This window comes from Aeromonas sp. A35_P (genome assembly GCF_002259925.1).
GTDB classification, from domain to species: Bacteria; Pseudomonadota; Gammaproteobacteria; order Enterobacterales; family Aeromonadaceae; genus Aeromonas; species Aeromonas dhakensis.
Window position 1 is genome coordinate 22,105 of record NZ_NEVB01000200.1, and the last position, 7,086, is coordinate 29,190.

At 62.7% G+C, this 7,086-nt stretch carries 5 protein-coding genes; 3 read left to right on the forward strand and 2 right to left on the reverse strand.

Annotation, left to right across the window (positions count from 1 at the left end):
* Positions 1 to 9: 9 nt before the first annotated feature.
* The gene (viaA, locus tag CAK78_RS14250; RefSeq protein WP_017787533.1) at positions 10 to 1,464 is read left to right on the forward strand and encodes an ATPase RavA stimulator ViaA; all 1,455 of its coding nucleotides are present in this window, start codon (positions 10 to 12) and stop codon (positions 1,462 to 1,464) included.
* Here the strand turns inward: viaA and CAK78_RS14255 are convergent.
* Positions 1,411 to 2,334, reverse strand: coding sequence for a DMT family transporter (locus tag CAK78_RS14255; protein ID WP_094697691.1), 924 nt, complete (start codon positions 2,332 to 2,334; stop codon positions 1,411 to 1,413). The genes viaA and CAK78_RS14255 overlap by 54 nt on opposite strands.
* A gap of 137 nt (positions 2,335 to 2,471) precedes the next feature.
* On the opposite strand from CAK78_RS14255, the gene CAK78_RS14260 reads away from it, so the two are divergent.
* Entirely contained in the window at positions 2,472 to 2,924 is a 453-nt protein-coding gene (locus tag CAK78_RS14260) for an Lrp/AsnC family transcriptional regulator (protein WP_043169196.1), read from the forward strand.
* A gap of 6 nt (positions 2,925 to 2,930) precedes the next feature.
* Here CAK78_RS14260 and CAK78_RS14265 read toward each other — a convergent pair whose 3' ends face one another.
* Positions 2,931 to 3,935: a sensor domain-containing diguanylate cyclase gene (locus CAK78_RS14265; RefSeq protein ID WP_094697692.1), complete on the reverse strand. Its 1,005-nt coding sequence runs from the start codon at positions 3,933 to 3,935 to the stop codon at positions 2,931 to 2,933.
* 223 nt (positions 3,936 to 4,158) lie between these two features.
* Here CAK78_RS14265 and CAK78_RS22695 point away from each other — a divergent pair, with 223 nt between their 5' ends.
* On the forward strand, positions 4,159 to 6,021 hold the full coding sequence (locus tag CAK78_RS22695; protein ID WP_141214190.1) for a GGDEF domain-containing protein: 1,863 nt from the start codon (positions 4,159 to 4,161) through the stop codon (positions 6,019 to 6,021).
* Positions 6,022 to 7,086 lie beyond the last annotated feature (1,065 nt).

The window sequence follows — 7,086 nt, forward strand, 5'->3', positions numbered from 1 at the left end:
GAGGCCGCCATGCTTGAGATCGGCATGATGGATTTGGGGCTGCTGATGGGCGAGGGGGAGCTGGCGGGCGAGATGGCGCTCTTGCTGGCCTCCACCCCCAAGATCTCCGAGTTCATCAAACGCTCCCCGCTGCAGGGCAAATTGCTGCAAAAGCGCATCCGCCGCTGGAGCGATCAGCTGGGGGAGGAGATGCGCCACAAGCCGGTGCCGGTGGCGCTGGAGCAGGAGTATCGTCTCTATCAGGCCCACAAGGGGTTGCCGCTGGCCGAGTTGATGGGACGCCTGCCGGCGCTGCTGGACGGGCTTGAGCAGTACAGCCCCTTTGCCGGCGAGGCGCGCAGCCTGGTGCGCCAGCTGATGGCCCACCCCACCGACAGCCAGCGTCAGCTGCTGATCGAGAAGTGGCGCACCAGCCTGGTGGGCAGCCTGCTGCAGCTGCAGCAGCAGATCGCCGAGGCGGAGCGGGAGAAGCAGCGCCAGGAGATAGAAGATCAGCTGCTGGCGAGCCGCACCCTGGCCGATGCGCTCGATCCCAACCAGATCTCCGCCGGCGGGCTCTGGGATCTGGCGCAGGGGAGCTGGCACAAGCGCAGCCTGGTGCTGGTCAAGCAGTACGCTCGCATGCTGCAGCGCGAGCCGCTGCTGGCGGAGATCGCCAACCTGCTGGGACGCAGCGAGCAGGACAACCGGGCCAACGACTCGCCAGTGCCGCCGGTGCAGGTGCACGAGCTGGAGGAGGTGCAGACCGACGACGTGCCGGACGATCTGGTGGGCATCCACCCCGCCAGCGATCTGATGCGCCTCTTGCCGAGCGAAGCGGTGATGCTGGCGCTGCCGGAGCTGGAGCTGGAGTTCTACCGCCGCTATCTGGAGCGGCGCCTGCTCAGCTACCAGTCGCGCGGCACCCTGCCGCGCCAGCGCATCATGCTGCGCACCCCTGAGCTTGGCGGGCGGCAGTTGCAGCAGCGGGGGCCCTTCATCGTCTGCATCGACACCTCGGGCTCCATGGGGGGATACCCGGAGGAGTGCGCCAAGGCACTGTTTCTGGCGCTGCTCAAGGTGGCGATGGATGAGAAGCGGGGCTGCTACCTGATGCTCTTCTCCACCGAGGTGGCGACTCTGGAGATCACCGCCGACACCGGGCTCGACAAGGCGGAGCGCTTCCTCTCCATGAGTTTTCACGGCGGCACCGATCTGGTGCCCTGCCTCGAGAAGGCCCTGATCAAGCTGGATGACCCCGCCTTTGCCAAAGCGGACGTGCTGGTGGTCTCCGACTTTATCGCCCAGAGCCTGCCCCACAGCCTGCTGGATCGGATGAACCGCCAGCGCAAGCAGCAGACCCGCTTCCACGCGGTGGCCATGTCCCGCCACGCCAAACCGGCGCTGCTGCGGGTGTTCGACAACAGCTGGCTACTCGACTGCGGCCTGCGCGGTCGCCTGTTGCGCCGCTGGCAGCGCAGCTGACACCCGCCGTGCCGGCAGACTGGCCAGCACCACCCCGACACACAAGAGGCCAAGCGCCAGCCACACCGGCGGCGTGACGCTCTCCCCCAGCAGCCACCAGGCCAGCATGGCCGCCATCACGGGCGTGAGCGAGCCCAGCGCCGAGCTGACCTCGGCGCCCAGGGTGCGGATGGCGTGGGCGTAACAGAGTGCCGCCAGCAAGCCGGCGCCTATCCCTTGCAGCAGACCCTGCCAGAGCCAGATGCTGACATGGCTCACGGCGGGCAAGGGGCTCCACAGGAGTGTCGGCAGCAGCAACAGGGCCGACGGCACCGCCACCAGCGCGGCCGCATCCAGCGCCGCCAGTCCGCTGCGTCTGACCGCCAGGGTAAACAGGGCCCACAGCAGGGCCGCCCCCAGAAAGCAGAGCTGCCCCTGCCATAATCCCGGTTCTCCGCCCAGCAACAGGATGGCGGTGGTCAGGGCGATGAGCGCGAGCCCCCAGCGCCGCTGCAGGGGGCAGGGGGCGCGCCAGAGCAGCAGGCCGAGCAGGCTGACCATGAGGGGCACAGTGCCCGGGATCAGGGCGCTGCCCTGGGCCACCGGGGCCAGCTGCATGCCGGTGGCGCCGAGCCAGAAGAAGGGCAGGCCGGCTCCCGCCAGCATGGCCAGCTGCCAGCGCAGGGGCGTGCGGCGCAGACGGATGCGGTGACGCCAGTAATAGGGGATCAGCAGCAGGGCCGGGATACCAAAGCGCAGCAGCGCCAGCGCCTGTGGCGGGAGTTTCTCCTCGGCGCCCAGACGCAGGGAGAGAAAGAAACCGGACCAGAGCAGCACGGTGGCGAGGGCGGCGGCCCAGCCGCAGCAACGGGGTGATGGTGTGAATGACATCGGGCTCCCTCCATGGCGTGTCCCGGCTCATTATCACGCCAGGGGGGAGGGTGTTGCAGGGCAAACTGTTTGAGATATTTGGGGGTAATTGCTAGTTTCAGCCAATCAAAAAGGGATTTTTACCGGATATCACCAATATGCTCGACAGGATTGATTTACATCTGCTGCGCTTGCTGCAACAGGATGGGCGCCTCACCACAGTGGAGCTGGCGGAGCAGGTCGGCTTGTCTGCTTCCCCCTGTGCCCGGCGCCTGAAGCGGCTGGAGGGGGAGGGCCATATACGGGGGTATCGCGCCGTGCTGGCGCGGGAGAAGCTCGGGCTGGGCATCACCATCTTCGTCAACGTGCGGCTCAGTCAGCACAGGGAGCCGCTGGTGGAGGCCTTCGAGCAGGCGGTGGCGGCCATGGCGGAGGTGATCAGCTGTCACACTGTCTCCGGCAACTACGACTACCTGCTGGAGGTGGTGGTGCCCGACCTGCCCGCCTACGAGCAGTGGATCCGGCGGTTGCAGTCCCAGGACATGGTCAACGACATCAGCAGCCACTTCGCCATTCGGGCGGTCAAGGTGATGGGGCCACTGCCCATCTGACCCTGTTCAGGGGCGGGGCTGGTGGCCGAGCCCGCGCTCGTTGACCTGCTCCTGATCCAGCAGCGGCTGGCCGCTCGGCTGGGAGACATAAAAGCCCCGCTTGCCGCTGCGTTTGACCCGGTACATGGCCTGGTCGGCCCGGGCCAGCGCCGTACTGAAATCATCCTGCGGCCGGATCGCCGCCACCCCCATGCTCAATCCCACCGAGGCGTCACCGTTGGGCAGCTCGAACGGGGTGGAGATGGCGTCGATGCACTGGCGGGCCAGGTGGCTGGTGCGGGGATCGTCGCAGGCCCAGGGCAGCAGCAGCACGAATTCGTCGCCGCCGAGGCGGCCTATCCTCACCCCCTCCTCGCAGCAGTCGCGCAGCCGACGGGTGAGGGCGATCAGCAGCTCGTCGCCGGCACGGTGGCCCAGGTTGTCGTTGACCTGCTTGAAGTCATCGAGATCGATGAAACAGATCGCCTGGTACTCCTGCGGGAACTGGCGTTGCAGTGCGGTGCGGTTGAGCAGGCCGGTGAGGGGATCCCGGTGGGCGAGCCGGGCCAGCTGCTGCTCGTACTCCTTCTCGTGGGTGATGTCGATGTGGGTACCCATCACCCGGATGGGGTTGCCCTGTGCGTCCCGCTCCACCACCCGGCCCCGGTCCAGCACCCAGGTGATCTTGCCATCCTTGGCGATCATCCGGTGCATCACCTGATAAAACGGGCTCTTGCCGCTCAGGTGATCGAAGAAGGCCTGCAGCACCCGCTCCCTGTCCTCCGGATGCAGATGCTCGCGCCAGACGTCGAAGTGGGCCGACAGCTCCTTGGGCTGGTAGCCGAGCATGGAACCCCAGCGCCGGTTGAAGATGATGAGCTTGCCGGTGGGGACATGGTTCTGCCAGATGCACAGGCCGGTGCCGTCCATGGCGGCTTCCAGCTTCTCCCGCGCATCGTCGGCGACCCGCCTGAGCCGTTCGTTCTCCTGCAGCAGCTTGTCGTAGGCCGCCTGCAGCTCCTGATGTGTCATCAACCCGCGCTTCCCTGTGTTGGATGGCGCTTATAGTCGATGCTGATTTTCCATCTGTAAAGGGGTTCGAGGGGGCTGTGTGAAGGCTCGCCGGATCTTGCCCATACCTTCTCTTTCTCTCTGGTGGCTGTGTGCGTGAACAAGGCAGGATATGATTGCCATAGTGAACACACCTGCCTAGCCGTACCACCAGAGGGGAAACCGCACCGGCATGAAACGCATCATGACCCTGATCCTGCTGACGGGATTGTGCACGCCCCTCGCCTGGGCGGCCCGGGCACCGCTGACCGAGCCCCAGCTCTCCCGCGAGTTGCAGCTGCTGGAGGAGGGCTTCCAGCCTGACCGCATGTTCCGCCTGCGCATCGCCGCGCTGGTGGCGAGCAAGGATGCCTATCCTCCCGACGTGCAGGGGCGCATCGTGCGGCTGCAGTGCTGGGCCATGCCTGCCGAGTGGGACAACGAGTACCGCGCCGTGGTGGCCTTCGCCGACAAGGAGCTGGCCAGCGCCCGGGCCCGCAAGGACAGGATCACCGAGACCGGCCTGCTCACCTGTCGCGCCTTTCACCAGCAGCTGCTTGGCAACATGGAGCATGCCAAGGCTGACTACCAGCGAGCGCTGGTACTGGCCCGCTGGCTCGGCGATCGGGTGCAGGAGGCAGATATCCTCAGCTTTCGCGGCGATATGCTGGCCTATCAGGGGGAGCTGGCGGAGGGGCTGATGGAGCTTATCGAGGCACACAATGGCTTCGAGTCGCTCGGGCAGGAGGCCAAGGCGCGGGAGGTGCTGGCCCAGATCGCCAACGCCTACCGGCGAATGGGGCTCTACGAGCGGGCCGAAGGCTACTTCAAGGAGCTGGAGCACACCTACGATACCCTGGGGGATCAGGAGCGACTGGTGGACATCCGCTCTCAGCAGGGGCTGCTCTATGCCGAGACGGGGGAGTACGAGCGGGCCCTGCCGCTGATGGAGATGGCCGAACAGTTCTATCGCTCTCAGCAAAAAGCGGGGCTGCTGGCCTGGGTCCAGGTCGAGATAGCCACCATACTGCTCAACCAGAACAAGGTGGCCGAAGCGATGGATGAGCTGCATCAGGCGGACGCGCAGCTGCGCAGCGGCGAGAGCTCCGACAGCGTCACCCTGGGCCACTGGCAGCTGGTGATGGGCATGGCGGAGGCGGCGCAGGGCAATCCGACCAAGGCGCTCTACTACCTGGCCCGCGCCGAGCCCATCTTCGTCAAGGAGAAAAACCAGCGCTTCCTGGCGCGGGTCTACGAGGAGCGGGCACGGATCCTGGAGCAGCAGGGGCAGATCAGCGCCGCGCTCACCAACCTCAAGCTGTTTGTCGAGACCAAGCACTCGCTGGAGCGGGTACTCAGGGAGCAGCGTTCGTTGCAGATGCGTTTCGAGTTCGATCTGGCTCGCAAGGAGCTGGAGAACCAGGCCCTCAAGACCAAGCAGCTGCTGCAGGAGGCCAAGCTCAAGCAGTTGCAGGAGCGGCGTCACTGGCAGTACGTGGTGGTGATCCTGCTGTTGTTGGTGATGGGCATGCTGGCGCTGCACCAGTTCAACCGCTCCCGCAAGATGAGCCGGCTCGCCATGACCGACGATCTGACCGGGCTGCACAACCGCCGCCAGATCCAGGCCAGGGGCCAGGCCTTGTTCAAGCAGGCGCGGGAGCAGGGCAAGCCCTTCTCGGTGCTGCTGCTGGACATTGATCACTTCAAGCAGGTCAACGACACCCTGGGCCACCACATGGGGGACAAGGTGCTGACTGCGGTCGCCAGCTGCATCGCCGCCCAGCTGCGCTCCCTCGATCGGGTAGGACGCAACGGCGGTGAGGAGTTTCTGGTGCTGCTGCCCGATACCAGTCTCGACGAGGCGGTCGAGGTGGCGGAGCGGATCCGTCATCGCATCGCCCAACTGCGCATCGAGGGGATGCCGGAGGGGCGTTTTGTCAACGTCAGCATCGGCTGCGCTCAGCAAGGCCCTCTCGACGAGAGCCTTGGGGGGCTGGTGCAGCGGGCCGACGAGGCCATGTACCGGGCCAAGCAGGCGGGCCGCAACCGGGTGATGCGGGCCGCATAGTGGGTATCACCCTGCAAAGCCGGGCTGGGTATTTTTCACTCGCGCGGGTATAATGTCGCGCAATTTTGCTTTGGCTCAGGCGAGAAGACCCATGTAACGCAACCCTCTTCCTCTCTCCACCGGCGGATCTGATGCCCGCCCGAGTGGCCCGTTGCGTATCCATGCCGGACCGTGAGTCAATGCGGCATCCCGGAATTATCCCACGGTGGCTTAAGGCCGCCGCCCAATAGAAGAACGTTGAATTATGTCAGCTGAATTTCTGAGTGAAGTCTCCAAGAGACGCACTTTTGCGATCATCTCGCACCCTGATGCCGCCCAGCCTTTCAACGCTTAAAAGCACCTTTCATTGCACACCATAATCACATCTCTACATACTGAATTTAAAGGCTTTTTGTCTTTTTCTCGTTTCTTTGCTTTTCAATGATGTTCAAACGTAACCTCGGAAAGTGTGTACAAACTTGAGTACAAATTCCGTTTTAGAGGCCTTTGGCGAAAATTCTATGACACAAATCTGGCTGTAGGCCTTGTGGTTACTGGGTTTGATGAAGAAAGTACCTCTTGCTTTTGGTACTTTGGTTTCGACATTACAAAAGCGGAATAAATGCGATCATCTCTAGTATTTGTTTGTAAGCTTTTGAATTTAAAGGTGTCATCATTGTTGTTTTTGATGTGTCATTGTTACGAGTGTACAAACAGTGTGTACAAATTTTTCTCGTAGGGCATGTTGCTTGCAGTTCATGACACAAACCGCTTTGTAGCCCATGTTATTCATAGGTTTGAGCCAATAAGTACCTCTGCGGATGGGGCTTGATATTTTATCGCTTGGGTTAATAGCTAGGCTGGTTTAACAAATGGAAATTATACGGCGTTATGCGCCGTAAATAGAAAAAATGGTAAACTTCCCTTTGTTGTGTTAGTTTATTAAAACTAGGTTTTACGGCGATTTACGCCGCAAAATCATAAAGAGATAAACTTGAAGAAGGGTTTGGTGTTTAGAAATGGTTAGTCATTCCCAACGTGAAACGGTGAAAGAGTCATATAAGCAATCTCTTAAAACTCTTTTAC

Excerpts from the sequence above, each read along its gene's own strand:
- CAK78_RS14265 (WP_094697692.1), bottom strand. The coding sequence starts at position 3,935 with ATGACACATCAGGAGCTGCAGGCGGCCTACGACAAGCTGCTGCAGGAG.
- CAK78_RS14260 (WP_043169196.1), top strand. The coding sequence starts at position 2,472 with ATGCTCGACAGGATTGATTTACATCTGCTGCGCTTGCTGCAACAGGAT.
- CAK78_RS22695 (WP_141214190.1), top strand. The coding sequence starts at position 4,159 with ATGACCCTGATCCTGCTGACGGGATTGTGCACGCCCCTCGCCTGGGCG.
- viaA (WP_017787533.1), top strand. The coding sequence starts at position 10 with ATGCTTGAGATCGGCATGATGGATTTGGGGCTGCTGATGGGCGAGGGG.
- CAK78_RS14255 (WP_094697691.1), bottom strand. The coding sequence starts at position 2,334 with ATGTCATTCACACCATCACCCCGTTGCTGCGGCTGGGCCGCCGCCCTC.